General features: G+C 71.4%; 24 protein-coding genes. 9 read left to right on the top strand and 15 right to left on the bottom strand.

What is annotated here, in order from left to right:
- Positions 1-111: 111 nt before the first annotated feature.
- Positions 112-1788, bottom strand: a complete 1677-nt coding sequence (locus OHT51_RS29700) for an alkaline phosphatase D family protein (protein WP_328881979.1) — start codon at positions 1786-1788, stop codon at positions 112-114.
- A gap of 139 nt (positions 1789-1927) precedes the next feature.
- Positions 1928-2572 carry an HNH endonuclease family protein gene (locus tag OHT51_RS29705; protein ID WP_328881980.1) on the bottom strand — a complete coding sequence of 215 codons (645 nt, stop codon included), beginning with the start codon at positions 2570-2572 and terminating at the stop codon, positions 1928-1930.
- Positions 2573-2970: 398 nt separating this feature from the next.
- On the opposite strand from OHT51_RS29705, the gene OHT51_RS29710 reads away from it, so the two are divergent.
- Both OHT51_RS29710 and OHT51_RS29715 read left to right on the top strand, forming a co-directional pair.
- On the top strand, positions 2971-3552 hold the full coding sequence (locus tag OHT51_RS29710) for a TMEM165/GDT1 family protein (protein ID WP_328881981.1): 582 nt from the start codon (positions 2971-2973) through the stop codon (positions 3550-3552).
- 182 nt (positions 3553-3734) lie between these two features.
- Positions 3735-4418, top strand: coding sequence for an HAD family hydrolase (locus OHT51_RS29715; RefSeq protein WP_328881982.1), 684 nt, complete (start codon positions 3735-3737; stop codon positions 4416-4418).
- A gap of 210 nt (positions 4419-4628) precedes the next feature.
- On the opposite strand, the gene OHT51_RS29720 is transcribed toward OHT51_RS29715, so the two are convergent.
- Positions 4629-5648, bottom strand: a complete 1020-nt coding sequence (locus tag OHT51_RS29720) for a peptidoglycan-binding domain-containing protein (protein ID WP_328881983.1) — start codon at positions 5646-5648, stop codon at positions 4629-4631.
- 169 nt (positions 5649-5817) lie between these two features.
- On the opposite strand from OHT51_RS29720, the gene OHT51_RS29725 reads away from it, so the two are divergent.
- Positions 5818-7869 (top strand): MDR family MFS transporter, encoded by a 2052-nt coding sequence (locus tag OHT51_RS29725; protein WP_328881984.1) that lies wholly within the window; start codon positions 5818-5820, stop codon positions 7867-7869.
- A 129-nt stretch (positions 7870-7998) separates the two neighbouring features.
- On the opposite strand, the gene OHT51_RS29730 is transcribed toward OHT51_RS29725, so the two are convergent.
- Complete coding sequence (locus OHT51_RS29730) at positions 7999-8490, bottom strand: GNAT family N-acetyltransferase (RefSeq protein ID WP_328881985.1); 492 nt, start codon at positions 8488-8490, stop codon at positions 7999-8001.
- Positions 8491-8591: 101 nt separating this feature from the next.
- Here OHT51_RS29730 and OHT51_RS29735 point away from each other — a divergent pair, with 101 nt between their 5' ends.
- Together OHT51_RS29735 and OHT51_RS29740 are read left to right on the top strand one after the other, a co-directional pair.
- Positions 8592-9269: a hypothetical protein gene (locus OHT51_RS29735; protein ID WP_328881986.1), complete on the top strand. Its 678-nt coding sequence runs from the start codon at positions 8592-8594 to the stop codon at positions 9267-9269.
- A gap of 5 nt (positions 9270-9274) precedes the next feature.
- The gene (locus OHT51_RS29740; RefSeq protein WP_363040585.1) at positions 9275-9715 is read left to right on the top strand and encodes a hypothetical protein; all 441 of its coding nucleotides are present in this window, start codon (positions 9275-9277) and stop codon (positions 9713-9715) included.
- Here OHT51_RS29740 and OHT51_RS29745 read toward each other — a convergent pair.
- A complete protein-coding gene (locus OHT51_RS29745) occupies positions 9704-10138 on the bottom strand; it encodes a J-domain-containing protein (protein ID WP_328881988.1) in 435 nt (144 codons plus the stop codon). The genes OHT51_RS29740 and OHT51_RS29745 overlap by 12 nt on opposite strands.
- A 98-nt stretch (positions 10139-10236) precedes the next feature.
- On the opposite strand from OHT51_RS29745, the gene OHT51_RS29750 reads away from it, so the two are divergent.
- Positions 10237-10629, top strand: a complete 393-nt coding sequence (locus OHT51_RS29750; RefSeq protein WP_328881989.1) for a hypothetical protein — start codon at positions 10237-10239, stop codon at positions 10627-10629.
- An 8-nt stretch (positions 10630-10637) separates the two neighbouring features.
- Here the strand turns inward: OHT51_RS29750 and OHT51_RS29755 are convergent, their stop codons facing one another.
- Entirely contained in the window at positions 10638-11309 is a 672-nt protein-coding gene (locus OHT51_RS29755) for an O-methyltransferase (protein WP_328881990.1), read from the bottom strand.
- A gap of 75 nt (positions 11310-11384) precedes the next feature.
- Positions 11385-12515 carry a DUF2330 domain-containing protein gene (locus OHT51_RS29760; RefSeq protein WP_328881991.1) on the bottom strand — a complete coding sequence of 377 codons (1131 nt, stop codon included), beginning with the start codon at positions 12513-12515 and terminating at the stop codon, positions 11385-11387.
- Positions 12516-12821: 306 nt separating this feature from the next.
- Here OHT51_RS29760 and OHT51_RS29765 point away from each other — a divergent pair, with 306 nt between their 5' ends.
- Positions 12822-14876 (top strand): bifunctional glycosyltransferase 87/phosphatase PAP2 family protein, encoded by a 2055-nt coding sequence (locus OHT51_RS29765; protein ID WP_328881992.1) that lies wholly within the window; start codon positions 12822-12824, stop codon positions 14874-14876.
- Here OHT51_RS29765 and OHT51_RS29770 read toward each other — a convergent pair.
- The gene (locus OHT51_RS29770) at positions 14830-16479 is read right to left on the bottom strand and encodes a hypothetical protein (RefSeq protein WP_443052598.1); all 1650 of its coding nucleotides are present in this window, start codon (positions 16477-16479) and stop codon (positions 14830-14832) included. The two genes, OHT51_RS29765 and OHT51_RS29770, sit on opposite strands and share 47 nt — an antisense overlap.
- A 42-nt stretch (positions 16480-16521) precedes the next feature.
- On the opposite strand from OHT51_RS29770, the gene OHT51_RS29775 reads away from it, so the two are divergent.
- Positions 16522-16689 (top strand): DUF397 domain-containing protein, encoded by a 168-nt coding sequence (locus OHT51_RS29775; RefSeq protein ID WP_328884482.1) that lies wholly within the window; start codon positions 16522-16524, stop codon positions 16687-16689.
- Here the strand turns inward: OHT51_RS29775 and OHT51_RS29780 are convergent.
- A complete protein-coding gene (locus OHT51_RS29780) occupies positions 16673-17842 on the bottom strand; it encodes a steroid 3-ketoacyl-CoA thiolase (protein WP_328881993.1) in 1170 nt (389 codons plus the stop codon). The genes OHT51_RS29775 and OHT51_RS29780 overlap by 17 nt on opposite strands.
- Before the next feature lie 292 nt (positions 17843-18134).
- Between OHT51_RS29780 and OHT51_RS29785 the strand changes: the two genes are divergently transcribed.
- The gene (locus OHT51_RS29785; RefSeq protein WP_328881994.1) at positions 18135-19370 is read left to right on the top strand and encodes a cytochrome P450; all 1236 of its coding nucleotides are present in this window, start codon (positions 18135-18137) and stop codon (positions 19368-19370) included.
- Positions 19371-19580: 210 nt separating this feature from the next.
- Here OHT51_RS29785 and OHT51_RS29790 read toward each other — a convergent pair whose 3' ends face one another.
- From OHT51_RS29790 to OHT51_RS29815, 6 genes are all read right to left on the bottom strand, one after another.
- On the bottom strand, positions 19581-19997 hold the full coding sequence (locus OHT51_RS29790; protein WP_328881995.1) for a transglycosylase SLT domain-containing protein: 417 nt from the start codon (positions 19995-19997) through the stop codon (positions 19581-19583).
- Between the two features lie 334 nt (positions 19998-20331).
- A complete protein-coding gene (locus OHT51_RS29795; RefSeq protein ID WP_328881996.1) occupies positions 20332-21171 on the bottom strand; it encodes an ECF transporter S component in 840 nt (279 codons plus the stop codon).
- Complete coding sequence (locus OHT51_RS29800) at positions 21168-22904, bottom strand: ABC transporter ATP-binding protein (RefSeq protein ID WP_328881997.1); 1737 nt, start codon at positions 22902-22904, stop codon at positions 21168-21170. Before OHT51_RS29800 ends, OHT51_RS29795 begins: the two co-directional genes overlap by 4 nt.
- On the bottom strand, positions 22901-24076 hold the full coding sequence (locus tag OHT51_RS29805) for an energy-coupling factor transporter transmembrane component T (protein WP_328881998.1): 1176 nt from the start codon (positions 24074-24076) through the stop codon (positions 22901-22903). Before OHT51_RS29805 ends, OHT51_RS29800 begins: the two co-directional genes overlap by 4 nt.
- On the bottom strand, positions 24076-24777 hold the full coding sequence (locus OHT51_RS29810; protein ID WP_328881999.1) for an SCO2322 family protein: 702 nt from the start codon (positions 24775-24777) through the stop codon (positions 24076-24078). Before OHT51_RS29810 ends, OHT51_RS29805 begins: the two co-directional genes overlap by 1 nt.
- Positions 24774-26009: a prenyltransferase/squalene oxidase repeat-containing protein gene (locus OHT51_RS29815; RefSeq protein WP_328882000.1), complete on the bottom strand. Its 1236-nt coding sequence runs from the start codon at positions 26007-26009 to the stop codon at positions 24774-24776. Before OHT51_RS29815 ends, OHT51_RS29810 begins: the two co-directional genes overlap by 4 nt.
- Between the last annotated feature and the right edge of the window lie 235 nt (positions 26010-26244).

The following is a 26244-nucleotide window of genomic DNA, read 5'->3' on the forward strand; positions in this document are numbered from 1 at the left end:
TGCCGTCGGGAGCGGCGTGAACCGAGCCTTGGGACGAGTGAGTGTGGGATGCATCACGAACATCACGCGCGTCACGCCACACGCGAGCCTCTATGCGGTGGAACCATCTGTTTACGGGGCGAGTTCGGACTCCGCGACCGTCCGCAGCCGCGCCGCGGCACCCCGGCCCCGGGCACCCTCGGCCCCCGCCCCTCGCACCGCCCGTGCCTGCTCCAGCCGCAGCCGGGCCGAACGCCCCCGCAGCGTCAGCGTCATGAGCTGGTTGCCGAACCAGGGCCCGCCCGTGCGGCGCCAGTCGACCGGCGGCTGGGGGCAGCCTCCGTGCCCCGCGAACCGCCGTCCGAGCCAGCGGCCCACCCCGCTCCAGCCGAAGCGGAAGCCGAGCCGGATCGCCGCATGGATGGCGTTGTGGACGGGCGAGCAGGTCAGCTGAAGGACACGGGCGTCGGGCCCACTGCCGTCCGGCCAGGTCGGCTCGGCCACGTACGCGTGGTGCACGTCCCCCGACAGCACGCACACCGTCGCCGGCGCCTGCGCCCCCGACCCCACCTCGGCGATCAGCTCCGTGAACGCGTCGAAGGACGACGGGAACGCCGCCCAGTGCTCCAGATCGGCCCGCCGCCGCAGATCCTCCCCGAAGCGCGCCCAGCGCTCGCCGCGCTCACCCCGGCACAGCGAGGCGTTCCACGCCTCGGCGTCGTGCACCAGGTGCGGCAGCAGCCACGGCAGGGACGTACCGATCAGGAGGTGGTCGTACGAACCACGCGCGTCGAGCGCCTGCTCTCGCAGCCATCGCGCCTCGCCCGGGTTGAGCATGGATCGCGAGCCCTCGTCGAGGACGCGGGCCGCCCGGGTGTCCACCATCAGCAGCCGTACGCGGCCGAAGTCGCGCCGGTAGCTCCAACGGACGGAGGCGGGATCGGCCTCCGCCTTGCAGGCGAAGGAGCGCAACAGGTCGGTGCCGTCGGGGGTGTCACGTACGGCGGCGTAGAGCGGGTCGGTGGCCAGCTCGGCCGGCGACAGGTTGCCGAGGTGCTGGTGGACCCAGTACGACATCAGCCCGCTGAGCACCCGCTCGCGCCACCAGCTCGTTTCCCGCATGTCGGCGAGCCAGGCGGCCGAGGTGTTCCAGTCGTCGATGACGTCGTGGTCGTCGAAGATCATGCAGCTGGGCACGGTGGACAGCAGCCACCGCACCTCGGGGTCGAGCCAGGACTCGTAGTACAGCCGGGTGTACTCCTCGTAGTCCGCGACCTCGTCGCCCGGCGGCTCGCTCAGATCGCGGCGCGCGGCCAGCCAGCGCCTGGTCGCCTTGGACGTCTCGTCCGCGTACACCTGGTCGCCCAGCAGCACCAGCACATCCGGCCGCTCGCCGTCCGGCTCGGCGGCGATCCGCGCGGCCAGGGTGTCCAGGGCGTCCGGTCCGACCGGGTCCGGCTCGCCGGCGGGCGGTGCGGCCCAGCGACAGGATCCGAAGGAGAGGCGGACGGTGTCGGTGTCGCCGTCGACGGGGGTGCGGATGAGGGAGGGCGGGAAAGGCGAGTCGGGCAGTGGCCACACGCGGGCGCCGTCGAGGAGGACCTCGTACGGCTGTGCCGTGCCCGGGGTGAGGCCGGTCACCGGGATCAGGGCGTAGTGATGGCCCGCGACCTGGAAGGTACGGGACTCTCCGTGGGCGCCGTCCGCGCCGCGCACCTCGGCCGCGCAGGGGCGGCTCGCCTCGACCCAGACGGTCGCGGACGTGCCGTCGGCGTACCTCAGCAGTGGACCAAGCCGCAGTTCGGTCACGTGATCGCCCTCCTCCGTCGCCCCGTACGGTACGGAACGACGGAGGGGAACGGGGAGGTTCCGCAGATCACGGTTTGCCGAACTCCGGCGGGACCGCGTCAGGCACGCGCCGGCGCCGCCTCGTCGCCCCGGTGCCTCGTCAGCAGCCGGAGAGGTAGTTCGTCAGGGCGGACTTCTCCGCCGAGTCGACCGAGAGGCCGTAGTAGTACTTCACCTGCACCCAGGCGCGCACGTAGGTGCAGCGGTAGGCCGTGCGCGACGGCATCCAGGTGGCCGGGTCCTGGTCGCCCTTGGCCTGGTTGACGTTGTCGGTGACGGCGATCAGCTGCGGGCGGGTCAGGTCGTTGGCGAAGGACTGGCGCCGCGAGGTGGTCCAGCTGTCGGCGCCGGAGTCCCAGGCCTCGGCCAGCGGGACCAGGTGGTCGATGTCGAGGTCGGAGGCGGCAGTCCAGGTGGCGCCGTCGTAGACGGAGTACCAGCTGCCGCTGGTGGCGGCGCAGGAGGAGTCGGTGACGACGCCCGAGCCGTCGCGCTTGAGGACGGTCTCACGGGTGTTGCAGGCGCCGGACTGGGTGATCCAGTGCGGGAAGAGGTCGCGGTCGTAACCGGTGCGGTCCTCGGTGGCCACGGTGAGCTGGGCGAGGTAGCTGCGGGCGGTGGCGCCGCTGACGGGCGTGGGGAGCGCGGCGGAGGCGGTCGGAGCGTTGAAAAGCGCGACGGAGGCTATGAGGCCGCTGAGGGCCGCGAGTACGCTGACCCGTCGACGCGCGTAGAACTTCGACATGCTGACTCCCTTGGGAGGTGGGGGTGTTGGCGAGCGAGCGATGGAATGCTCGCCGCGCCGTGTTGCGGGGAGGTGTGCGTCGGGTGAGAAGTTAGTGTCGCGTTCATGACACGACAAGGTTGAGGGCGGGACTTTCTTTCTGTGGACTGGTGAGCGGGCTCGCGTACGATGGGTGGCGCAGAAGGGGAGTAGCTCTTCGCCGGACCGTCGACACACTGCTCAGCTCGTCTGAGCCGGCGCCCGGAGGCGGACCTCGAATCCGAGGTCGGCCAGCGAGACCTTCGGCAAGCAGTGCACGCCCGTGCTCTACGGCACGGGTGCCGAGTGTGCTGCCGTGCCGAGGTGTCGCAGTGCAGTGACAGTGCTCTCGGTGGGGCAGCCCGACCGATTGAGGAACCTTGATCAGCTTTACCGTGACGGCGGTCGTCTTCGGCGTCGTCTTCCTCGCCGAACTGCCCGACAAGACCGCGCTCGCCGGGCTCGTCCTCGGCACCCGCTATCGCGCCTCGTACGTCTTCGCCGGTGTCGCCGCCGCGTTCGCGGTGCATGTCGCGCTGGCCGTGGCGGCCGGCAGCGTACTGACGCTGCTGCCGCAGCAGCTCGTGCAGGCGCTCACCGGTGTGCTCTTCCTCGGCGGCGCCGCGGTGCTGCTGATGAAGAAGGACGAGGACGAGACGGAGGTCCGCAAGCCGGAGAACCAGTCCTTCTGGAAGGTGTCCGGCGCCGGGTTCATGCTCATCCTGGTCGCCGAGTTCGGTGATCTGACGCAGATCATGACGGCGAACCTCGCGGCCCGCTACGACGATCCGCTGTCGGTCGGTATCGGTGCGGTGCTGGCGCTGTGGAGTGTGGCGGCGATCGGGATCGTCGGCGGGAAGGCGCTGATGCGGCGGGTACCGCTGAAGCTGATCACCAAGGTGGCGGCGCTGCTGATGCTCGGGCTCGGCCTGTGGAGCCTGTGGGAGGCGATCGCCGGCTGAACTGATCGCCGGCTGAACTGTCGGTGAATGGTTTCCGGAGACGGTGGCGCGAAGGGGGTCGCGTTTTGTACCGTGGGGGAACAAAGTGGTTCCCGCCCGTTTTCCCTGACCGGCGGGCGGGACCACCTTGTCCCTCCGGGGGCCACCTCTGTACCCCCGCGCCCCTCGCCCTGGAGCTGCCGATGTCGGCCACCGCCGTGCCCACCAAGCCCACGCCCGCCGTGCTCACCGCCCGTGCCCTCCTGCTCGACATGGACGGCACCCTCGTGAACTCCGACGCCGTCGTGGAACGGATCTGGCGTCGCTGGGCCGAGCGGCACGGGCTCGACGGCGACGAGGTGATGAAGGTCGTCCACGGGCGGCAGGGGTACGCCTCGATGGCCCTGCTGCTGCCCGACCGGCCGATGGAGCAGAACTACGCCGACAACGCGCGCATGCTCGCCGAGGAGACGGCGGATGTGGAGGGCGTGGTGCCGATTCCTGGGGCGCCGGAGTTCCTGGCCTCCCTGCGGGGGCTGCCGCATGCGCTCGTGACGTCCGCCGATGTGCCGCTCTCCACGGCGCGGATGGCTGCCGCCGGCCTTGGGCAGCCGGATGTGCGGGTCACCGCGGAATCCGTGGGCGCCAGCAAGCCCGACCCGGAGGGCTTCCTGAAGGGGGCCGCCGAGCTGGGGATCGCGCCGGAGGACTGCATCGTGTTCGAGGACTCGGGCGCGGGGATCGAGGCGGGGCGCGCGGCCGGGATGCGGGTCGTGGGGGTCGGCTCCCGTGCCGGGTTCCATGGACCGGACGCGCTGGTCCCGGACTTGCGGGAGGTTCGGGTGGAGGCTGTGGGTGACGGGACGATTCGGGTGTACGTCGGCTAGGGGCGGCTGCTGTTCGGGGCGCCCCGCGTGGGGCTGAGCGCGGAGGTCGGGACGCTCACCCGCGCCGGCGGGTGGGCCCAGGCCAGGCCGGCCGGCCGAACAGCTGACGGGACTGCACCCCCCTAGGGGGCGCGGGGAACTGCGCGACCAGCCACGCACGGTCCGCAGGCGCCGGCGAACCCGAATCCCCGACCTCTCAGGCGCACCGCGTCACGGTTCCGTCGTTTCCGACTCCAACCTCTCCCGCGTAGCCAGGTCATACACCCCGTACTCGTCCGGCTGGACGCCCCGGGCCCACTGGTAGCGGATGACCGCGTCCTCGACGCCCTCGTTGTAGTTGCCCCTGGCCTCCCGCGTGTAGAGGCCGAGTTGGGTCAGGCGGAGTTCGAGCTCCGTGACCTCGGGGCCACGGTCGCCGCGCTGGAGGGTCGCAGGGCCGGGGTCCCGCGCCGCGGCGGAGTCCTCCTCGGAGCCGGCGGCCTCGGTGGTGGACGGGGCGTCCGTCGGTTCCGTCGTCGGTGACGGAGGAGGCGACGACGCGCTCGACCTCGACGGCGACGGGGAAGTGGACGCGCTCTGTGTGGGCGACGGAGTCGACGCCGGCGCCGCCGACCGCGTCGACGCCTCCGTGGGCGACGGCGTCTCCCGGGCCTGGCTGGTCGACGGCGCGGGCACGCTCGCCCGCACGTCGTCCGGCAGTGCCGTCTCCCGTACCGGCGCCTCGTACGTGAACAGACCGCTCGCCAGCCCCGCCGCCGTGAAGACGGCCACGAGCGCTCCGCCCGCCCCCAGCAGGACCGTACGCGTACGACGCCGACGGGCGGCGGCCACGCCGGGATCACCGCCGGTCGGATCCGGCCCGTCGGGCTCCCCGTCCGGCTCGAACAGGCTCAGGTCATCCGCGCTGGGCGTCGTGGCCGGGGGCGCCATGGGGGTGGGCGGCGGTGCCGGCACCGCCCGCAGCGGCATCGTCCCGCCGTCCGCTTCGCCGGTACCCTCCAGCTCCACGTATGGCCGTATCCGCAGCGGATCGAAGTCCTCCGCCGCGGCCGCCTCCGCCGTACGGGCGTCTCGCAGGGCCTCGGACACGCGCAGGCCGCAGCCGCAGGACGGGGTGTTGTCGGCCCCTCTCGGCGTACCGCACTCCGGGCAGAGGTGACCGTTCTGGCCTATCGGGCCGTCCTGGCCGTCCTGGCTGTCCGGGCCCTTCGCCCCCGTCGGCTCAGTCACGTGTTCGTCCCTCCCCTCGCGAACTCCCCAGATTATGCAGACGTTCATCACGTCGCCTCCGCAACCCCCGGAAGGACCGCTTCCAAAGGGACTCAACAGGCCATAACTGATCAAACAGATCACGATGGGAGATGCATGGGAGGTGTAACGAGACGCTCGGGAGGTCTTCATGGCCGAGGACGCGCACGGTATGACGGGAGATGTGCGTGACGCGCAGCCCCCGCAACGGCGAGCCGACGCGCACGAGAACGTGCCCGGCAACGTCCTCGTCTCCATCGGCGCGCTGCTCCTCGGCATGCTGCTCGCCGCACTCGACCAGACCATCGTGTCGACCGCCCTGCCCACCATCGTCAGCGACCTCGGCGGCCTGGAGCATCTGTCCTGGGTCGTGACCGCGTATCTGCTGGCGTCCACGGCCGCGACTCCGCTGTGGGGCAAGCTCGGTGACCAGTACGGGCGCAAGCGGCTGTTCCAGATCGCGATCGTGATCTTCCTCGTCGGCTCCGCGCTGTGCGGCATGGCGCAGGACATGGCCCAGCTCATCGCCTTCCGCGCCATTCAGGGGGTCGGGGGCGGCGGGCTCATGGTGCTGTCCATGGCGATCGTCGGCGACATCGTCCCGCCGCGGGAGCGTGGGCGGTACCAGGGGCTGTTCGGGGGCGTGTTCGGGGCGACGAGTGTGCTCGGCCCGTTGCTCGGCGGGGTGTTCACGGAGCATCTGAGCTGGCGGTGGGTGTTCTACATCAACCTGCCCATCGGGGCCGTCGCCCTTGCCGTCATCGCTGTCGTGCTGCGCCTTCCGAGTAAGTCGACGCGGCATGTCATCGACTATCTGGGCACTTTCCTCATCGCGTCTGTCGCGACTTGTCTCGTGCTGGTTGCTTCTCTCGGCGGGACCACATGGGCGTGGGGGTCGGTTCAGATCGTCGGGCTGGCGGTGCTCGGGGTGGTTCTCGCCGTTGCGTTCGTCGCCGTTGAGCGGCGGGCTGCCGAGCCTGTGCTGCCGTTGAAGCTGTTCGGCGTGCGGACGTTCTCGCTCTCCGCGGTCATCAGCTTCATCGTCGGGTTCGCCATGTTCGGCGCGATGACCTACCTGCCGACGTTTCTCCAGGTCGTGCAGGGAGTCAGCCCGACCACGTCGGGGCTGCACATGCTGCCGATGGTGGCCGGCATGCTGCTGGCGTCCACCGGGTCCGGGCAGATCGTCAGCCGTACCGGACGCTGGAAGGTGTTCCCGATCGCGGGGACGGGGGTCACCACGCTGGGGCTGTTGCTGCTTCACCAGTTGGACATGGACAGCTCCGCCTGGGAGATGAGCGTCTACTTCTTCGTCTTCGGGCTGGGGCTCGGGCTGGTCATGCAGGTGCTGGTGCTGATCGTGCAGAACGCCGTGTCGTACGAGGATCTCGGCGTGGCCACCTCCGGGGCGACGTTCTTCCGGTCCATCGGGGCGTCGTTCGGTGTGGCCATCTTCGGCACGATCTTCGCCAGCCGGCTCGATGACAAGCTGGTCGAGGCGTTTCGGGGGGTCTCGCTTCCGGCCGGGGTCTCGTTGGAGGGGCTGGAGGCGGATCCGCGGGGCATTGGGGAACTGCCTGCGGCGTTGCGGCCGGCCGCGTTGGACGCCTATGCGTCGTCGATCACCGATGTGTTTCTGTATGCGGCGCCGGTCGCGCTGGTGGGGTTCGTGCTCGCCTGGTTCCTGCGGGAGGACAAGCTGCGGGGGTCCGTGACAGCGCCCGACGTCACCGAGACGCTGGCCAGCAATCCCGTCGAGCGGTCGTCCTACGACGAGGTGTGCCGGGCGTTGTCGGTGCTCGGTACCCGGGAGGGGCGGCGGGAGGTGTACCGGGACATCACCGAGCGGGCGGGGTACGACCTGTTGCCGGCGGCCAGTTGGCTGTTGTTGCGGATCAAGAGGTACGGGTGGGTGGAGCCGGGGGTGCTCGCCGACCGGAGTTCTGTGCCGCTGCCCGTGATTCTCGATGCGGCTCGGGAGGTGGAGGGGCGGCGGTTGGCTGTTCGGGAGGGGCTCGATCTGGTGCTGACGGATCGGGGGCGGGAGGTTGCCGAGCGGTTGGCGCTCGTTCGGGAGGAGTCGTTGGCGGAGTTGTTGGGGGACTGGTGGGGGCCGGATCGGCCTACCGATCTGGTGCAGTTGGTGAAGGAGTTGACCGAGGAGTTGTGCGGGTCCGATCGGGAGCAGCCGCGGGATTCTTGAGCGCCGGGTGCCTGCGGCGGCCCGTCGCTGTCCGGTGGGGGTGCGCGCAGCGCCTGCGGGCGGACACCCCCCAGCACGGCCCCTTGTCGCCGTACGCGGGTGCCGCGCCGCGGGGGCGCGCCGGGTGGGCTAGGTGAGGGGCTTCGTGAACCAGTGCTCGGCGTAGACGCCGTCGTTGTGTGGGGGTGTTTCCTTGTAGCCCAGGGCTGTGTACAGGGCTCGTGCCTCTGTCAGGTCGTGGCGGGTGTCCAGGATCATGCGGGTCGCGTGGAGCGTGCGGGCTGTGGCCTCGGCTGAGAGGATCAGGAGTTTGCCGCCGCCCTTGCCTCGCATCTTCGGGTGTACGAACACCCGGGTGAGTTCGGCTGTGTTCGGGTTCAGGAGTCTGATGCCGACTGATCCGGCCGGCTCGCCCTCGTAGCGGGCCACCAGCAACTGGCCTTTGGGGAGCGTGAGTTCGGTGGTCGGGGGGTTGGCGAGCTCGCGGGACAATTCGGACGGGTCGGTGGGGTGGCCCTTGTGGAGCAGGTAGTAGCGGTCGCTGACCTCGGTGTAGTACGCCCGCCAAAGCGCCTTGGCTACGGGGGAGTCGGCGGGTTCGTGGGCTACGGTCCAGGTCATGGCCGCATTGTCGGTGAGAGGACTGGTGGGCTCGCAACTGAGTTTGTGGGTGGCCGGTTCGGCGGCCGTTTGAGGAGCGTTCTGGGGGCAACCCGGCACACATGTCCACAGGTGTGATCATTCTGATCGTGATAGCGGCGGTCGTCGTCGTGCTCGGCGGGGCCGTGCTGGCCCTGCGTACTCGGGGTGCGCAGGGCGGTCGGGGTCTGAAGCGGCGCTTCGGGCCCGAATACGAGCGGGCCGTGGCCCGGCACGACGGGGACGTCAAGGCTGCCGAGCGTGAGCTGGCTCAGTTGGTGGAGCGGCACGGCGGGCTGCGGGAGCGGCCGTTGGAGCCGACCGAGGCCGAGCGGTTCGAGGCGCGCTGGGCTGCTGCCCAGGAGCACTTCGTCGAGTCGCCCAAGGAGGCCGTCCACGAGGCGGACCGGCTGCTCGCGGAACTGGCGCAGGCACGCGGGTTCCCGGACGGCGCGCAGTACGAGGAGCAGCTCGCTGCGCTGGCCGTGCACCACGCGGACCATGTGCAGGGCTACCGGCACGTGCACCACGTCGCCCACGCGCGCGGGGGTGCCGAACGGGAAGGCGGGGGTGCGGGTACGGAGGAGATGCGCGAGGCGATGGTCGAGGCCCGGGCGCTGTTCGAGGACCTGGCGGGGCCGGTCGGACGGCGGGCTTCCCACGAGTCCCGCAGGGACACCGACCGGCAGGCACCCGCCCGCAGCAACGGCCACCGCGGGCATCTGCCGTGGACGTTCACCCGTCACGCGAAGGGGAGTTGAGTGACATGACCGATGCCGCGACCGGCATGGGTGCCGGCAAGGTGACGGAGCACGACCTCGCGAAGAGCGCGCCCCCGGTCGCGCCCACCGGTGGGAGCGAGCGGCGTGGCAGTGAGGCGCGTGCGGCGGCTCCCGTGAAGGGCGGGCGTGCGGGCGCGCGGCTCTTCCCGCACGACGAGTCCGACAAGTACGAGCTCAAGCTCCAGCACGCGGTCTCCGGATTCGTCGACGGCCCCCGGGGTGCCGTGGAGGAGGCCGACCGTGTCCTGGAGGAGCTGGCCGCCCGCTTCACCGAGGCGGTGACGCAGCGCCGCCGTACTCTGCGCGGGGCCTGGCAGGCGAACGATCCGGCCGAGGGCAAGGGCGCGTCGTCCACCGACACCGAGCAGCTGCGGCTGGCGCTGCGCGACTATCGCGAGCTGGCGGAGCGGCTCCTACGCCTCTGACGCAACACCCGACTCGCCCGCCGCCCGGTGCCTCTCCCGCCACTGCCGTACGACCTCTTCGACGTCGTACGGCTTACGGCCCAGGGGAGGGCCGGGCGGCGGCTTCAGCAGCATGTCGCGGATCTTGACGTTGACGTCCGTGATGATCTTCCGGACCGTCCGTTCCGTGGGAGCCGCGTACGCCGTGGTCAGGGCGTCCTCCGCCTCCTTGCGCAGGGCCAGGGCCGGGGGCAGGACCGACAGGCCCTCACGGGCCATCTTGCGTTTGACCCACCACAGTTCGTCGTACGGCGCTTCCAGGTCGGTCGGCAGCGGTTTTCCGGTGCCGGGCAGTCTGTCGAAGTCACCGCGGGACTGTGCGTCGTGGATCTGCTTGTCGACCCAGGACTCGAACGGGACGCCGGGGGGCTTTCGCTCGGTCATGAGTTCATTGTGCCGGACGCGGCGGTGCCGGGCGATTTATCATGCGGCCTCGGTGGCCAAAACGGCCGCCGTACAAGGACGTTTCAGAAGGAGCGCACGTGCTCGAACTCACCATGGCCGCCGTGTCCGCGGCGGACGAGGGTGCCACGGCCGGCATGCTCATGGCCGACGCGCCCAGCGAGCCGGGCGCCGTGTTGCGGGTGGGCCGCGACAAGTCGGTGTGCCGGCTGGTGACGCCGGACGAGTGGCTCTTCATCTCCCGGGTGCACCTGGAGTTCCTGTGCGGCCCCGACGGCAGTTGGCAGGTGACGTGGCTGCGCGGCTCTCAGCCGGACCCGTCCTCCGAGGTACGGCTGACCGTGGGGCAGTACGCCCAGCCGATCGGCTACGGCGGCACCGTGCCGCTGCCCAGGGGCGGCAGCGGCGAGATCGTCATCCATGACCGCACCGAGCCGCGCAGCATCAACGTCGGCTTCTACCACGAGGCTTGAGCCGCGCCTTACGCCAGTACGCGCGCCAGCGCGAAGCCGTCGTAGCCCTTGCTGCCCACCGTCTGGATCGCCGTGCCGCTCAACCTCGGGTGGCTGCCGATCAGTTCGATGGCGGTCCGGGTGCCCCGGATGTCCGGGGCCGTGCTGTCGGCGTCGATGACTCCGCCGCCGCGCACCACGTTGTCGACGACGATCAGGCTGCCCGTGCTGGTGAGCCGGAGGGCCCACTCGACGTAGTGCGGGTTGTTGGCCTTGTCGGCGTCGATGAAGACCAGGTCGAAGGGGGCCGGGTTCTCGTCGGCCAGCTTGGGCAGCGACTCCAGGGCCGGGCCGACCCGGACCTCGACGAGCTTGTCCAGGCCGGCCCGCGCGATGTTGCGGGTGGCGACCTCGGCGTGCCGGGGGTCGTACTCCAGCGAGATGAGCCGGCCGTCGGCGGGCAGGGCGCGGGCCAGCCAGATGGTGCTGTACCCGGCGAGCGTGCCGATCTCCAGGATGTTGCGGGCGCCCTGGATCTGGGCGAGGAGCTGGAGGAACTTGCCCTGGGACCGGCTGACGGCGATCTGCGGGAGCTCGGCCGCGTCGCTCTCCCGCAGGGCCGCTCGGAGTGTTTCGTCATCCGGTGAGAGGTGGGCGGAGAAGTACTCGTCGACGTCGTCCCAGAGCTGCGACTCGCTCATCGCCTTGCCTTTCCTATGGCTAGTTAGATGCGCTAACTACCCGTCTTCGCCGTCGGTGATACCAGAATGGTGGATTCAGGCAGCCGGCGCAGGCGGCTGCACCGGGGGTGTCGGCAGCTCCGGCCGCCGGGTGCGTCGTACGGCGAACCAGGCGGCCGTCGCCACGGCGAGGGCGAGCCCGCCCGTCACCGTCAGCAGCCACGCCGGGATTCCGGCCACCTTGCGCAGCCGGTCCTCGTGGATCACCTGCTGGAACGGGTCGTCGGCCGGTGCCCGGCGCAGCTCGTGGTCGCCCACGATGCGTTCGGGAAACGGGAACTCCTGGCCGATCGCCGTGAGGAACGGTGTGCCGGCCGCCAGTTCGGCGAGCGGTCCCGTCCGCGCCGTGACCCGGCCGGCGTAGGTGACGCGAGGGCGTTCCCCGCCGATCGGGGACGCCGGTTCCATACGGTGCGCGGCGAGGACGTACAGGCCCAGGGACTGCGGTGTGTCCGCGAGGCGTGACAGGCGCATCGGGTAGACCGGCTCGTCGGTGCGGAAGGTGAGGTGCAGGGGGTCGAGGGTGCCGGTGAGGGGAGCGCCGGTGGTCTGCGGAGTGAGCTTGACGGCCACGTACTCCCAGCGTTGGTCGACATACGGGCGCAGGGCTCCCGTCAGGCGGGGCGGCAGTGCGAAGCCGTTGCTGTCCAGCCAGCCGTCCAGGGCAGCGGGGTCGGTGGCCGTCAGCCGGGCCACGTCGAACGGGCCGAGCTGCTGTCGGCCGACGACACCCACCGGAGCGCCGGCGCCGGGCGGGGGCGGCGGGGCGCCCGCGGAGCCGTCGCCGCTCACCAGAGGCCAGTCGCCGTCCTCGGGCCAGAAGTGGTAGCGGGTGCGGCGCACGGGCGCCGTGATGTCGTGCAGCTCCTCGAAGATGGCCGGGTCGCCGAGACGGACCGTGGCCCGGCCCGGCACCGGCATGATCCACGCGACCCGCTCGGCGTCCCCGCCGACGGTCAGCCGCATCACGACCTGCTCACGCGCCCCGTCCCACCGCACGACGGACTCCTCACGCCCGACCGCCACGCGCGCCGCGTCGCCGGGCACCATGGCCCCGCAGCCGCACGCCCAGGCGGGCGCCGCGAGCTGGCCGAGCTGGAGGGCGAGCAACGCCAGGACGACCGTCAGAAGCCGCCTGCCCGTGCCTGCCCGCAGTAAGTCCGCCATCGCGCAGCCCCTCCATCCCCGCAAGCCCCTCCACCACCATGACGGCGGCCGTTCAGACGGTACGGCGGATGGCGCGGTTCCGTGGCCGGGGTCCGGCGATGTGATCGATTCCGCCCCGCCGGGGCGACCCACCGGAGGCGGGCGAACCGCCCCGCGACTATCGTCTCCGGACAAAAGGAGAGCGGACGTCAGGTGAAGTCGGGGTTGCCTGCGTCTCTCCCTCCGGGGGTGCGAGCCGCATAGGGTTCGTAAGGATTCCTGACGCGTGGGACGTGTGTGACGACCGGGGCGGGAGGCCGACGAGGCGTGGCGAATGCGGATCACGGTGGGCGACCGGCGAAGGCACTCGGAGCCACGGCCGTCGGCACGGTCCAGGCACGCGTGCGCGTGGCGCGCCTCGGTCTGTGGCTGGTCGTCGCGGTGCTCGCCCTGCGGCAGGTGGCCGTCGTCCTCAGTACGCCGCGCGGGGAGCGGCTGACGGATCTGGAGACCTGGGTCGGGCCGAACGGCGTCCTCCATGTGAAGGGCTCGCTGTACGACTCGACGCAGTTCACCGGTACGCCGTTCGGCGGGCTCGTCCTCAAGCCGCTGACCCGCGCCGCCGAACAGGCCCTCGGCTGGGGCTGGACCTTCGGCACCCTCCTGCTCGTCGTCGCCCTCGGCCTGGTCGCCGCCCGTGCCCTGCCGCAGCCCGTGAGCCGCCGGACCTCGCTGCTCGCCGCGCCCGTCGCGATCAGCCTGCTGATGCTGTCGCTGCCGGTGCGCAACACCCTCTACCTCGGCCAGACCAGCATCATGCCGGTCCTGCTCGTGCTGCTCGGCTGCTTCGCCGTCCGCGGCGAGCGCACCAGCGGCGTGCTCATCGGCGTCGCGGCCGCGCTGCAGCCGACCCTGCTGCTCTTCACCCCGCTGCTGTGGTTCACCGGCCGGCGCCGGGCCGCGCTCTCCACAGGGGCCACGTTCGCCGCGTGCACGGCCCTCGCGTGGGCGGCGATGCCGCGGGACTCGTACACCTACTGGGTGCACCACATGGCCGGCGTCGGGCTCGGCGGCCGGGCCGACGACCTCGGCAACCAGTCCCTGCACGGCGCCCTGCTCCGGCTGGGGCTGACCGGCCCGCTGGAGATCGCACTCTTCCTTGTCCTCGGGGCCGCCGTCGCCGTCCTCGCCATGCGCCGGGCCGTCCGCTACGCCCACGACGGGCAGCTCCTGCTGGCGGTGGCCGTCACCGGATGCGCGGCGATCGTCGTGTCCCCCACCGCCTGGCAGCACCAGCTGCTGTGGGTGCTGCTCGCGATCGTCGGCCAGGTCGGCAAACGGGACTCCGACCGGTACGTGTGGCCGGTCGCCGTCATCCTGATCATGACGCTGCCGGCCCGGATGATGGTGCCGGACAAGGTGTTCCTCCACCCCCTGCGCGCCGACCTCGTCCTCCTGGCCGCCCTCGCCACGGCCGCCGTCGTGCCCTTCCTGTCCCGCACGTCGCAGTACTGGCAGACACCGATCCCCACCGAGTACGCCACACCGGTCCCGTCCCGCTTCCGGCACATCCCGCTGGTGCGGTTCCTGCGCCGCGTGATCACCCGCCCGAACCTGCTCTTCGAGCTGCTCCTGATCCGGGTCACGTACTACGCCTACGCCCAGATCCGCCTGGCAGCCGCGGGCGGCTCCAACTCGGCCGGCCGGGTCACCGCCGAGGAACACGGCGAGGAGATCTACTCGATCGAACGCGCCCTGCACATCGACATCGAGCGCTGGGCCAACCATGCCGTCGTGCAGGTCGACTGGGTCCGGAACTTCTTCGACTTCTACTACGAGTCGTTCCACTTCGGCGTCCCGCTCGCCATCCTCGCCGTCCTCTACTGGCGCCGCCCCGTCGACTACCGCTGGGCCCGCACGGCCATCGGCTTCGCCACCGTCTTCGCCCTGATCGGCTTCTGGCTCTACCCGCTCGCGCCCCCGCGCCTGATGCCGGGCCTGGGCTTCATCGACACGGTCCACGGCACACAGGACTTCTCCAGGCCCGCCTACGGCACCCTCACCGAACTCACCAACCAGTACGCGGCCATGCCGTCCCTGCACTTCGGCTGGTCCCTGTGGTGCGGCCTGGTGATCCTCATCCTCGCCCCCAGATGGTGGATGAAGGCCCTGGGCCTCCTGCACCCCCTGTTCACGCTCACCGCGATCGTCGTCACCGGCAACCACTGGGTCCTGGACGCGGTCGGCGGCGCCGCCGTCGTGGGCGCGGGCTTCGGGATGACGTACCTGTTCCAGGGCCCACGCGCGCGGACGGTCACGGCACAGGCCGAGAAGGTCAGCAGTGACTCCCGGGCTCCGGCGAAGGCCCGTACTCCGAGCTGATCCGGTACTCGCCGGGGGCGGTGACGGTCAGGCGGGTGAACTCGCCCTGCCGGGTGAGGCAGCCGCCGCCGTCGGCATGCAGCCAGGGGGAGTGGGCGACCCGTACGGTCGCCGATCCGGCCCGGGACATGCGTACGACGAGGTCGGCGCTGGACGTCGACACCACGCTCGCGGGATCCGAGACGAGGGGTACGGCCTCCCGCACCCGGAAGATCCGCCAGTGCTCGTCCTGCCACACGGGCTCCAGCCACTCGGGCCGGTCCTCGCGTATGAGCCGGGCCTCGACCTTGGCGTACCCGTCGGGCTTGCCCAGCGGGAGGACGACGTAGCCGACGGCCCAGCGGTCCAGCCACTTCCGGTAGGTCCCCGCGGAGAACGACCCGTCGTAGAACAGCCTGGCCCGTTCCATGTCCAGCTGACGGTTCCAGCCGCGGGCCATGTTCACGTGCGGGGCGAGCCCGCTGGCCTCGCGGTGGTTGCGGGCGGGGACGACCTCGACGCGGGTGCGGTCGGCGCCGAGATGGTCCAGGGCGCGGACCACTCCCTGGGTCTCGACGGCCCAGGCGGGCACGGTGGTGGAGACGTAGAGGTCGTCGCCGGTCTTCTTCGTGACCCAGCCGACCGAGAAGACGAGGGCGGCGATCAGCAGATTCCGGCGGACCTTCGCGAGCCGGGGCTGGGCCACCAGGACGGCGAGGAGGGCCGCGGGCGCGAACAGCTCGGCGAAGCGCTCCACGTTCGTGCCGATGGGGGAAGGGATGAGATACGTCAGGACCGCTCCGGCCGCGTAGACGGCGCCGCTCCAGCGGGCGACACGCCAGGAGCGCGGGGCGAGGAACGTGACGGCGAGGCCCAGGAAGAAGGGCGGCCATATGCGGTCGGCGAACATCAACTGCTCGCCCTTGAAGGGGAAGAGGAGGGTCGTCGCGCCGACGGTGACGGCGGGCGGGAGGAGGAGAGTGAGGGCGCGGGGCCAGTCGCGGGTGAGGAGGAACGCGGCGCCCACGACGACGAGGAACAGCCCGGCCACGGGGCTCGCCATCGTCGCGAGGGCCGCGTACGCGGCGGCGAGCACGAGCCGCTTCTCACGGGTCAGCAGCAGACAGGCGGCCAGTCCGAAGGCCACACCGAGCGCGAAGGTGGTGCGGCCGGAGGCCACGTTGCACCACAGGGCGAAGGCCGCGAGCAGGGCCGGGCCGAGAGGGCGCGGGATGCCCTTGGCGCGCGTGATGAGGACCGCCGCCAGCCAGGTGGCGGCGAGCCCGGAGACGACGGTCACCGTGCGGACGCCGAGCGCGGCCATCAGGTACGGCGAGATCAGGCTGTAGTTGGCGGTGTGCGTGCCCCCGTACCAGAACAGGTTGTAGGCCGAACCGCCGTGCCGGGTGGCGAAGCCGGTCCAGGCGTCCTGCGCGGCCAGGTCACCGCCGCCGGTGGCGAGGAACATGGCCCAGATCGCGTAGAGGGGGACCGTGGGGAGGGTAGCCAGGAGGGGTATTCGGTATCGGCTCCAGACCCTGTCCAGCAGCCGCTCCGGGGCAGGCGGTGCCTGCTGCGGGGCGCTCGGGCGGGTGCGGGTGCTGGCGAGGTCGGCTTGGGACACGTGATCGAAGACGTGGAATCGCGTGGGAACGTTCACTGGCCGATGAAGTGGCTAGCCTCCCTCCGCTTCGGCCCAACACCTTGCGCCGAGGTCGGTGAAACGCACGCCGTCGTCGCCGTCCGCGCCTCCAAGAACGCGGCGGGCCCGATACTCACGTTCGAGCCCGCCGCATTCTCGACGTTCCTGGGTTGCGCTACAGCCGCTGAATGATCGTCCCGGTGGCCAAGCCACCCCCCGCGCACATCGTCACCAGCGCGAACTCCTTGTCCGACCGCTCCAGTTCATGAAGCGCGGTCGTGATGAGGCGGGCCCCGGTGGCCCCCACCGGGTGCCCGAGGGCGATCGCGCCGCCGTTCACGTTGACCTTCTCCAGGTCCTGTTCGAAGACCTGAGCCCAGCTCAACACCACTGATGCGAAAGCCTCGTTGATCTCGACGAGGTCGATGTCCTTCAGGGACATGCCGGCCTTGCCCAGCACGGCATTCGTCGCGTCGATCGGGCCGTCGAGGTGGAAGTGCGGGTCGGCGCCCACCAGCGCCTGCGCGACGATCCGCGCCCGGGGCCGCAGCTTCAGCGCACGCGCCATCCGCTTGGACGCCCACATGATCGCCGCCGCGCCGTCGCTGATCTGGGACGAGTTGCCCGCCGTGTGCACGGCCGTCGGCATGACGGGCTTGAGCCCCGCCAGGGCCTCCATGGACGTGTCGCGCAGGCCCTCGTCCTTGTCGACGAGCCGCCACATGCCCTGCCCGGCGCGCTGCTCGTCCTCGGTCGTCGGGACCTGGACGGCGAACGTCTCCCTCTTGAAGCGTTCCTCCGCCCAGGCGGCAGCCGCCCGCTCCTGCGAGACCAGCCCCAGTGAGTCGACGTTCTCGCGTGTCAGCCCCCGGTGGCGGGCGATCCGCTCCGCCGCCTCGAACTGGTTGGGCAGGTCCACGTTCCACTCGTCGGGGAACGGCTTGCCCGGCCCGTGTTTCGACCCCGACCCCAGCGGCACCCGCGACATCGCCTCGACGCCGCAGCTGATGCCGACGTCGATGACGCCCGCCGCGATCATGTTGGCCGTCATGTGCGACGCCTGCTGCGAGGACCCGCACTGGCAGTCGACGGTCGTCGCGGCCGTCTCGTACGGCAGGCCCATGGTCAGCCAGGCCGTGCGCGCGGGGTTCATGGACTGTTCGCCGGCGTGGGTCACCGTGCCGCCGACGATCTGCTCGACCGCGTCGGCGGGGATGCCGGTGCGGCCCAGGAGTTCGCGGTACGTCTCGCCCAGGAGATAGGCGGGGTGGAGGTTGGCGAGCGCGCCGCCGCGCTTGCCGATGGGGGTGCGTACTGCTTCGACGATCACGGGTTCCGCGGCCATGGGGAGTGTCCTCTCCTCGGTTACCCGCGCGGCGCGGGGGCGTCCCGGCCGGCCCCGCCACGCGGAACTAGAACACGTACTAGTTCCCCTTGCAGTCTGCTGACAGCGTGTTGACTGCCGCAAGAGTCGTGCAGCGTCTGAAGTGTTGATCTGCGGAGATCTGCACGAATCCCGCACGCAATTCGGAGTGCCGCGCCTCTTGCCACTTGTAGAACCCGTTACTACCTTCGCGGCAATCCTTTGTTCTGATGGTCCGTCAGATGGCTACATGGCTAGATGGCTGGAGTTGCCGATGCCTTGTCCAGCGCTTCCCGACGGGTTCGACTTCACCGACCCCGATGTGCTGCAACACCGCGTACCCCTCCCGGAGTTCGCCGAGCTGCGCCAGGCTGAACCGGTCCGCTGGATCCCGCAGTCGGGCAACGTAGCCGGGTTCCAGGACGAGGGCTACTGGGCGGTGACCCGGCACGCGGACGTCAAGTACGTATCCACGCATCCGGAGTTGTTCTCGTCCTCCCTCAACACCGCGATCATCCGCTTCAACGAGCACATCGAGCGCGACGCCATCGACGCGCAGCGGCTGATCCTGCTGAACATGGACCCGCCCGAGCACACCCGGGTCCGCCAGATCGTCCAGCGCGTCTTCACCCCGCGAGCCATCCGGGCCCTGGAGGAGCGCCTGCGCGCGCGGGCGCTGTCGATCGCCGCCAACGCCCGGCAGCACTCCGGCCCCTTCGACTTCGTCACCGAGGTCGCCTGCGAACTGCCCCTGCAGGCCATCGCCGAGCTCATCGGCGTCCCGCAGGACGACCGGGCCAAGATCTTCGACTGGTCCAACAAGATGATCGCGTACGACGACCCCGAGTACGCCATCACCGAGGAGGTCGGGCAGGAGTCGGCCACCGAACTCATCTCGTACGCGATGAACATGGCCGCCGACCGCAAGGAGTGCCCGGCGAAGGACCTCGTCACCACGCTGGTGGCGGCGGAGGACGAGGGCAACCTGCGCTCCGACGAGTTCGGGTTCTTCGTGCTGATGCTGTCGGTGGCCGGCAACGAGACCACCCGCAACGCCATCACGCACGGGATGCACGCCTTCCTCACCCACCCCGAGCAGTGGGAGCTGTACAAGAGGGAGCGTCCGGCGACGGCGGCCGAGGAGATCGTCCGCTGGGCGACGCCCGTCGTCTCCTTCCAGCGGACCGCCACTCAGGACACGGAGTTGGGCGGAAAGCGCATAAACAAGGGGGACCGGGTAGGAATCTTCTATGCCTCGGCGAACCACGATCCCGAGGTCTTCGAGAACCCGGACACCTTCGACATCACCCGTGACCCCAATCCTCACCTGGGCTTCGGCGGGGGCGGTCCCCACTACTGCCTCGGCAAGTCCCTGGCGGTCCTGGAGATCGACCTCATCTTCAACGCCGTGGCCGACGCCATGCCCGGCCTGCGGATGGTCGGCGACCCGCGCCGACTGCGTTCCGCCTGGATCAACGGCGTCAAGGAACTCCAGGTGACCGCCGACTGACGAGACGCACGGCGCCACGCTCGGGCCGACGGCTTCCCGGCGCCGTCGGCCCGTCCCGAGGGAGGCAGGAGCACCCCTTATCCCTACGCCCCGTTCCTGCCTCCCCCGAGACGGCTCCGTCCGTGCGCGGGGGACTCGTAAACATGGCGAAGGCGACGGCCCCGGGGATCGGGGGCCGCCGCCTTCGGTTCAGGGTCTGGCGGGGTCGGCTCAGTACCAGCCGTTCGACTGCCAGAAGTCCCAGGCGCCACAGGCGCTGCCGTAGCGGTCCTTCATGTAGTCCAGGCCCCACTCGATCTGGGTGGCCGCGTTGGTCTTCCAGTCCGAGCCGGCCGAGGCCATCTTGTTGCCCGGCAGGGCCTGGACGAGGCCGTAGGCGCCGCTGGAGGAGTTGGTGGCGTTCACGTTCCAGTCGCTCTCGTGATCGACGATCTTGGAGAAGCACTGGTACTGGGCCGAGTCCGAGATCATCTTCTTCGCGACCTTCTGCGCCGAGCCGGCCTCGGTCGTCGCGGCCTGGGCGGGCGCGGCGGCGAACATCGTGCCGGCGGCGGTGGCGGCCAGGGCGGCACCGGCGAGAGCCTTCTTCGGGGCGGAGATGCGACGGAAGGTGGAGATCGCGGACACGGAGAGCCTTTCTTCGGGGACAGGGGCCGCAGGCAAGCCGGAACCACGCGATGCGAGGCGGGGGCGTACGTCGGCGCCGCGGCCCTGAGGGCACGTCGGCGCCGTGCGACGTCGTCCAGAGAAACAGGCCGGAAGGGTGTCCGCAATGGTCCCTTTTGCTAGTTGTGGTCGTATGCGGGGGGAGCGGTCTCCGTGTGACGCGGCTCTCAATGTGCAGGTCAGGGCCGGTATCGCCATGCGCATGGCATCCGATTTGCCCGACTAGGGTGGATCGTAGGTGATGTGAGTCATGTGGGGTGGTTCACCGTGTGGATCACAGACCGCGCGTGCCCCCTCACCCTGTGGGTGCGTCGAATGTGACCGGGCTCTCGAAAGCCGCCCGGCGCGTGGCACGGCGAAGCGCCCGCAGGATCACCGGGCCGAGAGTGACGGTGAGGACCACGGTGACGAGCGCCCGGCCGAGGTCCCAGCCGAGGGAGGTCGCCAGGCAGTACGCCACGAAGCGCGCCAGGTTCGCGGGGACGGCCGCGTCGGGGTCGAAGGCCACGTTCGAGGCCAGCGCGCCCATGAAGGGCCAACCGGCGAGGTTCATGATCGTGCCGTAGACGAAGGCCGCGAGGAAGCCGTAGACGCCCAGCATCAGCAGCTCCGCCCGCCCGCGCAGGCGGTCCTGGCCCGGCAGCAGGCCCGCGCCCATCGTGAACCAGCCCATCGCCAGCATCTGGAACGGCATCCAGGGGCCCACCCCGCCCGTCAGCAGCGCCGACGCGAACATCGTCACCCCGCCGAGCACGAACCCGAAGCCCGGGCCGAGGACCCGCCCGCTGAGCACCATCAGGAAGAACATCGGCTCCAGACCGGCGGTACCCGCCCCGATCGGCCGCAGTGCCGCCCCCGTCGCCGCCAGTACGCCGAGCATCGCGACCGCCTTCGGGCCGAGCCCCGACTCGGAGATCGTGGCGGCGACCACCGCGACGAGGAGGACCAGGAGAGCCGAGAAGAGCCAGGGGGCGTCCTGGGCGTGCGCGCTGAGCTGAGAGGTGGGCGGGGTCAGGAACGGCCAGCCGAACGCCGCGATACCGACCGCGCTGACCAGGGCCAGGGCGGCGATGGAGCGGGGGCCCAGGCGGACGGCTCGGGCCTGAGGGGTGGGGTGAGCGGAGCGACCCGTCATGCCAGGGCCTCCCGTACCTCGGCGACCGTGAGCCACTTCTGCGGGGCCAGGATCTTGGCCACCTGCGGGGCGAAGGACGGAGAGGCGACCACTACGTCCGCCGCCGGGCCGTCCGCGATCACCTCTCCGTCGGCGAGCAGGATCACCCGGTGGGCCAGTTCGGCGGCCAGCTCCACGTCGTGCGTGGCCAGGACGATGGCGTGCCCCTCGGCGGCGAGCCCGCGCAGAATGCCGAGCAGGCGTGCCTTCGCCGCGTAGTCCAGACCGCGGGTCGGTTCGTCGAGCAGGAGAAGCGGCGGCTTGGCGGTCAGTACGACGGCCAGGGCGAGGGTGAGGCGCTGGCCCTCGGAGAGGTCGCGGGGGTGGATGTCGTCCGGGATGTCCGGGAGGAGTTCGGAGACGAGGGTGCGGCAGGTGCCGGGGGCTGCGCCGGCGTCGGCGTCGGCTGATGTGCACTCGGCTGCGACCGTGTCGGCGTAGAGCAGGTCGCGGGGTTCCTGGGGGACGAGGCCCACTTTGCGTACGAGGTCGCGGGGCGGGGTGCGGTGCGGGACGGCTCCGCCCACGTGCACCTTGCCGGCGGACGGTTCCACGAGGCCGACCAGGGTGTTGAGCAGGGTGGACTTTCCGGCGCCGTTGCGGCCCATGAGGGCGATGGTTTCGCCGGGGGTGACGGTGAGGTCCACGTGGCGTAGGGCTTGGATTCGGTCGCGGGTCACGGCGAGGGCTTGTACTTCGGCCGGGTGGGGGGAGAGTTGGGTGGGTTCGGTGCGTTTGCGGCGGAACCAGCGGGCGCCCACGGGGGTGGGGGGTGCGGATTCGTTGCGGGTGCTGGTCGGTTGTGGCTGGTCGCGCCCACGCGGCGGTAGCCGCAAATCGAGTACAGCCCCGCGCCCCTGGGCGGCGACGTCGTCCCGTGTCTCGAGCCGTTGCCGTAGGTCCGCTGCCTGCCTTCGAGCGTCTCGGACCGTCAGCGGCAGCGGGGACCAGCCTGCCAGGCGGCCCAGGGCCACCACCGGGGGATACACCGGCGATACGGCCATGACCTCCGCCGGGGTGCCCAGGATCGGGGGCGCACCGGGCGAGGGGAGCAGGACGACCTGGTCGGCGTACTGGATGACCCGTTCCAGGCGGTGTTCGGCCATCAGGACCGTGGTGCCGAGGTCGTGGACCAGGCGTTGGAGGACCGCGAGGACCTCTTCCGCGGCGGCCGGGTCGAGGGCCGACGTCGGCTCGTCGAGGATGAGGACCTTGGGGTGCGGCGTGAGGACCGAGCCGATCGCGACGCGTTGCTGCTGGCCACCGGAGAGGGTGGCGATGGGGCGGGACCGGAGGTCGGTGAGGCCGAGGAGGTCCAGGGTTTCCTCCACGCGGCGGCGCATCACTTCGGGGGCCAGGCCCAGCGACTCCATGCCGTAGGCGAGTTCGTCCTCGACCGTGTCCGTGACGAAGTGGGAGAGAGGGTCCTGCCCCACCGTGCCCACCACGTCGGCGAGTTCGCGCGGCTTGTGGGTGCGGGTGTCGCGGCCGGCCACCGTGACGCGGCCGCGCAGGGTGCCGCCGGTGAAGTGCGGGACCAGGCCGCTGACGGCGCCGAGGACGGTGGACTTGCCCACGCCCGACGGCCCGACCAGGAGGACGAGCTCGCCCTCCGGCACCTCGAAGTCGACCCCCTGGACGGAGGGTTCGAGGGCACCGTCGTAGGTCACCGATACATCCTCGAAGCGGATCACGACGGCTCCTTGGGGATCACGAAGGCGGGCAGCAGGCCCAGCAGTACGGCCGCCGCCGGCCACAGGGGCAGGGTCGGGGCGACCAGGGGGACCACACCGGGGTGCAGCGCCTCGGGGTCCCGGGATGCGGCGAGGGTGAGCAGTACGGCCACCGCGGCGCCGGAACCGGTGACCAGCCAGGCGCGGACGTCCCAGCGGTCGGGGCGGTAGCGGGTACGAGGGGTACGGCGGCCCCCGAGCCACAGGCCGGCCAGCGCGGCGGCCAGGCCGGCGAGGAGGACGGGCAGGCCGTAGGTGGCGCACTGGGCGGTGAGCAGGCCGTACGTTCCCGCGCAGACGCCCAGCAGGCCGCCGAGGGTGAGGGCGGTGGTGGTGCGGCGGACGGGCGCGGGGACCTGAGCGGTACGGCCGTATCCGCGGGCGTCCATCGCGGCGGCGAGGGCCACCGAACGCTCCAACGCGCCCTCCAGGACCGGGAGTCCGACGTGCAGGAGGCCGCGGATGCCGCGATCGGGTCGGCCGCGCAGACGCCGGGCCGCGCGCAGGCGCTGGACGTCGGCGATCAGGTTGGGGGCGAAGGTGAGGGCGACGACCACCGCCACGCCCATCTCGTACAGGGCGCCGGGGAGGGACTTCAGCAGACGGGTGGGGTTGGCGAGGGCGTTCGCCGCGCCCACGCAGATCAGCAGCGTGGCGAGCTTCAGGCCGTCGTACAGGGCGAACACGAGGGCCTCGGCGGTGACCCTGCCGCCCAGGCGGATGCCCTGGGCCCAGTCGGGGAGGGGGACTTCGGGAAGCGTGACGACCACGTGCGTGCCGGGGATGGGGGAGCCGAGGGCCACGGCGAAGAAGAGGCGGATGAGGAGGACGGCGAGGGCGAGCTTGACGAAGGCGGAGTAGGAGCGGGCCCAGGGGGTGTTCGGGCGGCACGTCGCCACCACGTAGGCGGACGTGGCGATGAGGAGGGTGAGGAGGAGGGGGTTGGTGGTGCGGGTGGCCGCGGTGCCCAGGGAGAGGGCCCAGAGCCACCAGGCGCCGGGGTGGAGCTGTGCGCGGGGACGCGGCCGGGGGGTGGGGCCGCCTGCCGGCGCCGGTGCGGTGCCGCCGCTCTTCGGGACGGGCGCCGCCCCGGCGGCACGAGTGCCCGCGGGCCGGCTGGGGCGGCTTGCCATCAGCCTCGCCGCCGCCGTGCCTGCCAGACCGCTGCAGCGCCCAGCACCGCCACCACGGCGATCCCCGCCACCAGGCCCAGGGACGGACCGTCGTCCGAGGCGTCCTTCTTCTCAGCGGAAGACGACTCGGCGGAGGACGACTGCGCGGAGGAGGACTCCTCGGAAGGCGACTTCGGGGACGCCGTCGTCGACGTGTCGCCGCCGGCCACCTGCTCCCCGCACCCCTGCTCCGGGTAGCCGCCGATCGCGCACAACAGCGCGTCCGTGCCGTATCGGAGGGGCTTGGCCACCGTGGCCAGGGCCTCTGCGGTGGTCGCGTCCGGGGCGACGCGGGCGCACACGGTGCGGCGGGCCGGGGGCGTCTCGCCCGACGGGGCGTCGGCCGTCGTACCGAAGTCGATGACCAGAGCCACCCGCTTCTTGCCGTCCTGTGCGGGCGTCCGCGCGCAGATCACCGCGAACACGGCCGCGCCCCTCGGCTGGGCGGCGTCCTTCGAGTCCTCGCTCACCGCGAAGCGGAAGCCCTGGACGTCGCCGTCGGAGGGGCGGGCGGTGGACGGGCCCTGGGTGGCGTACGTCCACTTGTCGCCGTCGCGGTCCCAGAAGGACCAGTAGCGGTAGCCGGTCGCCTGGGCGCCCTGGGCCGCGCCGGTCACGAGGACCAGCGCGGCCAGGAGGAGGATGAGGGCGCGGCGGATCACGATCGCTTGGCCTTGTTGCGGCCGCTCAGCAGGAAGCCGACGCCGATGCCTGCGACCAGGCAGACGCCGACGAACCACCACACGCCGAAGCCCTTGTCGTCGTCCTCCTGCTTGTCCGAGGCCTTCGCCGACGTCGTCACCGACCCGTTCGGCGCCGACTGCGGTGCCGGGCCCGTCGCGTTGAGCTGCTTGACCAGGTCCGTGCCGCCGAAGTCGCGCGGGTCGGCGCCGGTCGCGTGGGCGGCGAAGATCAGCTGGGCGTAGGCGGCCGGGCCGCTCTGCACGGCCCACTTCGAGGAGTTCTGTTCCAGCCAGGCCAGCGGCTTTTGGGCGGCGCTCGCCCCGCTCTGCGTGGCGACGGCGACGACCGCGTCGGCCGTGTTGCCGTAGTCGGGCTGGTCCTCGGCGCCGGGGAGGGCGGACTGCAGGTGGCCGTCCTTGGCGAGGGCCTTCGTCAGGTACGCGGCGCCGTTGGCCGCGGCCCGCTCGGGGGTGGCTGAGCCGGCGTCGCTGCAGGACGGGTCCGACTGCTTGCCGGCGCTCACCACGAGGCCCTTGCCGAGCGCGCCGACGACGCCCGCCGCGGTCGCGTCCGCGTTGGCGGCCAGGCCGCCCTTCTTGTCCGGCTGGAACGCGAAGGCACCCGCGTCGGCGCCCTCGCAGGGCAGGGCGAGTTCGAGCAGGGCGTCGTAGGGGGACTTGCCGCCCTTCACGACCTCCGCGGGCTTCTCGCCGGCTGCGGCCAGCGCGCCGACCACGACCGAGGTCGAGTTCGCGTCGGTGGCCCCGCCCGGGGTGTAGCCCCAGCCGCCGTCCTTGTTCTGGACCGACTTCAGCCAGGACACCGCCTTGTCGGCGACGGCGTCGTGCCCGCCGAGCGCGGTCAGTGCCTGGACGGCGGCGGCCGTGTTGTTGGTGTCGATCATGGTCTTGGCGCCGCAGTCAGCGCCCGTGTCGGCGCGGTAGGGCGCGAAGGCCCCGTTCGCGCACTGCTGCCCGACCAGCCAGTCCACCGCACCCTTCGCCGGCGTCACGTCCACCGTGTCCTGCGCGAGCAGCGCGAGGGACTGGCGCCAGACGCCGTCGTACGTGGGGTCGGAGTCGCCGTACAGCTCGGCGGGGAACGCCTGCGACGGCGACGTGGAGGGGGTCGGGTCGGCGGCTACGGCGGGCGCGGCCGCGCCGATCACGACGGTGGCGGCCAGGACCGCTGCGCTGCGGCGGACGTACATGATCGGCGGGTGCCCTTCCCTAAGGGGAACCGGGCAGCACAGGGAAAACCCCCGGCGGCTCGGCTCCGTATACCTCGACGGTGCCGCGCTCCGGCAGGCTGCCGGTGCACGTGAGCCGGTCACTGTCCCGTACGCGGCGATCCGGCTCACCGGCCTTCGACGACCGGTTCACGGTTGCGGGTCAGCGCCGGATTTGCACCGGCTTTCCCCCGTACGGGTGTGATGACGACGCGGC

This window comes from Streptomyces sp. NBC_00299 (assembly GCF_036173045.1).
Taxonomy (GTDB): Bacteria; Actinomycetota; Actinomycetes; order Streptomycetales; family Streptomycetaceae; genus Streptomyces; species Streptomyces machairae.

Coding starts and splice junctions, on each gene's coding strand:
- OHT51_RS29730 (WP_328881985.1), bottom strand. CDS start 8,490: ATGACCTGGACCGTAGCCCACGAACCCGCCGACTCCCCCGTAGCCAAG.
- OHT51_RS29755 (WP_328881990.1), bottom strand. CDS start 11,309: ATGAGCGAGTCGCAGCTCTGGGACGACGTCGACGAGTACTTCTCCGCC.
- OHT51_RS29705 (WP_328881980.1), bottom strand. CDS start 2,572: ATGTCGAAGTTCTACGCGCGTCGACGGGTCAGCGTACTCGCGGCCCTC.
- OHT51_RS29725 (WP_328881984.1), top strand. CDS start 5,818: ATGGCCGAGGACGCGCACGGTATGACGGGAGATGTGCGTGACGCGCAG.
- OHT51_RS29785 (WP_328881994.1), top strand. CDS start 18,135: ATGCCTTGTCCAGCGCTTCCCGACGGGTTCGACTTCACCGACCCCGAT.
- OHT51_RS29795 (WP_328881996.1), bottom strand. CDS start 21,171: ATGACGGGTCGCTCCGCTCACCCCACCCCTCAGGCCCGAGCCGTCCGC.
- OHT51_RS29745 (WP_328881988.1), bottom strand. CDS start 10,138: ATGACCGAGCGAAAGCCCCCCGGCGTCCCGTTCGAGTCCTGGGTCGAC.
- OHT51_RS29735 (WP_328881986.1), top strand. CDS start 8,592: ATGTCCACAGGTGTGATCATTCTGATCGTGATAGCGGCGGTCGTCGTC.
- OHT51_RS29805 (WP_328881998.1), bottom strand. CDS start 24,076: ATGGCAAGCCGCCCCAGCCGGCCCGCGGGCACTCGTGCCGCCGGGGCG.
- OHT51_RS29815 (WP_328882000.1), bottom strand. CDS start 26,009: ATGTACGTCCGCCGCAGCGCAGCGGTCCTGGCCGCCACCGTCGTGATC.
- OHT51_RS29715 (WP_328881982.1), top strand. CDS start 3,735: ATGTCGGCCACCGCCGTGCCCACCAAGCCCACGCCCGCCGTGCTCACC.
- OHT51_RS29775 (WP_328884482.1), top strand. CDS start 16,522: ATGAAGTGGCTAGCCTCCCTCCGCTTCGGCCCAACACCTTGCGCCGAG.
- OHT51_RS29760 (WP_328881991.1), bottom strand. CDS start 12,515: ATGGCGGACTTACTGCGGGCAGGCACGGGCAGGCGGCTTCTGACGGTC.
- OHT51_RS29740 (WP_363040585.1), top strand. CDS start 9,275: ATGACCGATGCCGCGACCGGCATGGGTGCCGGCAAGGTGACGGAGCAC.
- OHT51_RS29780 (WP_328881993.1), bottom strand. CDS start 17,842: ATGGCCGCGGAACCCGTGATCGTCGAAGCAGTACGCACCCCCATCGGC.